General features: G+C 68.5%; 2 protein-coding genes. Both read right to left on the bottom strand.

What is annotated here, in order from left to right; genetic code table 11:
* Positions 1 to 26 precede the first annotated feature (26 nt).
* On the bottom strand, positions 27 to 1,235 hold the full coding sequence (locus ACLML9_RS28545) for an FAD-dependent oxidoreductase (RefSeq protein WP_411948398.1): 1,209 nt from the start codon (positions 1,233 to 1,235) through the stop codon (positions 27 to 29).
* A 228-nt stretch (positions 1,236 to 1,463) separates the two neighbouring features.
* On the bottom strand, positions 1,464 to 2,123 hold the full coding sequence (locus ACLML9_RS28540; RefSeq protein ID WP_411948397.1) for a PadR family transcriptional regulator: 660 nt from the start codon (positions 2,121 to 2,123) through the stop codon (positions 1,464 to 1,466).
* Positions 2,124 to 2,282 lie beyond the last annotated feature (159 nt).

Below are 2,282 nucleotides of genomic sequence, written 5' to 3'. Positions count from 1 at the left end.
GAAACCCTCGCCGCCGGGCCGTTCGGCTATCGGGCCGAGGCCGGGGTGCGGCGCACCGGCTCGTCCCAGGTGATCCGGTAGCGCTGCTCGGTGGCGACCGTCTTCTCCGGTTTCATCACCGTGCGCGCCAGGACGGGCATCAGCCACTGCATCAACCTGCGGGCCACCGGTCCCGGCGTCTTACTGTGATTGATCTTCGCCGCACGCGCGGCCACACTTTCCACCCGGGCGCGGCGCAGCGTCTCGTAGGCCGCGAACGCCTCGGCCGGTTCGGGAATGTCCCGCAGGCACCGAGCCAGTTCGATCGCGCTCTCGATCGCCAGCGACGCGCCCTGACCGGAACTGTTCGACGGCGCGTGCACCGCGTCGCCCACCAGTACCATTCGCCCCCGGTACCAGTGCGGAACCGGCGGCATGATGTGCAACGCGCCCACGGTTTCCAGCCGGTCGGCGGTGGTGGCCCGGGCCAGTTGCCCGCCCGGGGTGTCGTCACCGTAGGTTTCGCGCAGCACCTCCAGCCAGTGTTCGGCCGGGATCCGGCGTGCGTCGGTGAGTGAGAGATATTCCTTGCTGGGCAGATTCGCTCCCCAGCCGATCCGGCCGGGACCGGCGCTCCAGTACAGGTAGTAGGCCCGGGAGCCGTAGGCGAAAACGATGGTGCCGGGTTCGATATCGACCGCGCAGTCCACGGTCGCGCCGAAACCGAGCATCCCGGTGTATTCGGGGCCCGGCGCCGCCGGATCGATCAGTCCGCGGACCGTGGAGCGGATACCGTCCGCGCCGATCAGCACATCGGCGGTGGCGGTGCTGGCATCGGTGAACCGGGCGAGCACGCCGTCGGCGGTCTGCTCCGCCGATTCGAGCCGCTTGCCGAATTCGACCGGCACCCCCGCGGCGACCGCCCGCTCGTGCAGGGTGCGGTGCAGTTCGCCACGATCGACCAGTTGCAGCGGCGGCTGATCCCCCAGCATGGGCATGGACAGCAGCTTTCCGCCGACCGACAGCGCCATCCGCGGGACGGGTACCGCGATATCGCGGACCGCCTCCCCGGCTCCGATCACATCCAGGGCGGCGACCCCGTTCGGTGCCAGGGCCAGGCCGCTGCCGATCGTGTACGCGGGGCTCGGATACGCCTCGTAGACGCGGGCCTCGATACCCGCTTTGTGCAATGCGGTGGCCACCACGGGCCCCGCGATTCCGCCGCCGATCACCAGGGCGGTCGCTGTTCCGGACATGGGAGTACTCCTCGGGAGTTCGAATCGACGCCGCCGACCCGCGGCGGCACGGTCCGGAACCTCGTGGTCCGGACCGTTTGCTTTGCCGAACCACCCCGGCGTCCACCCACCCGGTTATCCTGTGGTCTGCCAAACTCGTGGCCGGGTGTGCGTCCGCGCGGGCACGGTCCGAGACGGTGATCCGAGCTCGATGGTGGTGTTGCCGCACCTCCATCGGGCTCGGTAGGTTCACTGATCCGTCGTGCTATCAGCCCCCTCCACGTACGCGCGAGCGCGCCCGCTGTCCACACCCGGCCCGTTCCGGTGCCAGGCCCGCCATTCCGCCAGATCGGGGAAGGTGCCCTCGACCAGTTCGGCGCGCAACGCCCTGGTCCACTCCGCCTCGGCCTCGAGTACGGTGAGCCCGTACTCGGATTCGATGAGGAAGAGCCGAGGCAAGGTGCCGGCGAGCTGGGCGAACTCCGCGCGCACCTGCGCGATCTGCTCGTCCAGTGCGGCCAGCCGGCGGCCCAGCAGCTCGGCCACGTCCTCCGGCGGCAGCACCGCCAGAATCGACAGGCCCGCGACGAACCGCCCACGCTCGGGTTCGGGTTCCGCGATCAGTTCCCGGGTCCAGTCGACGAGTTCGTGACGTCCGGCCGCGGTGATCCGATAGATCACCCGCTCCGGCCGCGCCCCCTCGCGCTCACTGCCCACCACCTCGAGGAAACCGGCCTTCGCCAGGTTCTGCACAACCGTGTACAGCGATCCCCATTTGATATCGATGTCCCGGTCTTTGCCGTATTCCCGCAGCCGGGCCGCGATCTGATACCGGTGCATGGCTTCGTCCTGCATCACCGCGAGCACCGCGAGAGCCAGCAGATTGCCGACCTTGCGTTTCTTCGCCATACACCCTCCTTACTCGCCTACGAATATACGTGAGCGAGTATAGGGGCGACAAGAGCCAAGTCCGCAGCATGCGACCCAATCATCGAATCCCGACGCAACCCCATGCGTCGAGTTTTACGAGACACCTCGAAGGGTTGAGGCCCGTCTCGCCGTTTCGGC

It is taken from the genome of Nocardia sp. NPDC002869 (assembly GCF_046764065.1).
In the GTDB taxonomy this organism is placed as follows: Bacteria; Actinomycetota; Actinomycetes; order Mycobacteriales; family Mycobacteriaceae; genus Nocardia; species Nocardia rhamnosiphila.
This window is presented reverse-complemented; position numbering and strand designations above follow the sequence as displayed.

What these genes read in the sequence shown, in the direction of transcription:
- ACLML9_RS28545 (WP_411948398.1), bottom strand. Translation starts at nt 1,235, where the DNA reads ATGTCCGGAACAGCGACCGCCCTGGTGATCGGCGGCGGAATCGCGGGG.
- ACLML9_RS28540 (WP_411948397.1), bottom strand. Translation starts at nt 2,123, where the DNA reads ATGGCGAAGAAACGCAAGGTCGGCAATCTGCTGGCTCTCGCGGTGCTC.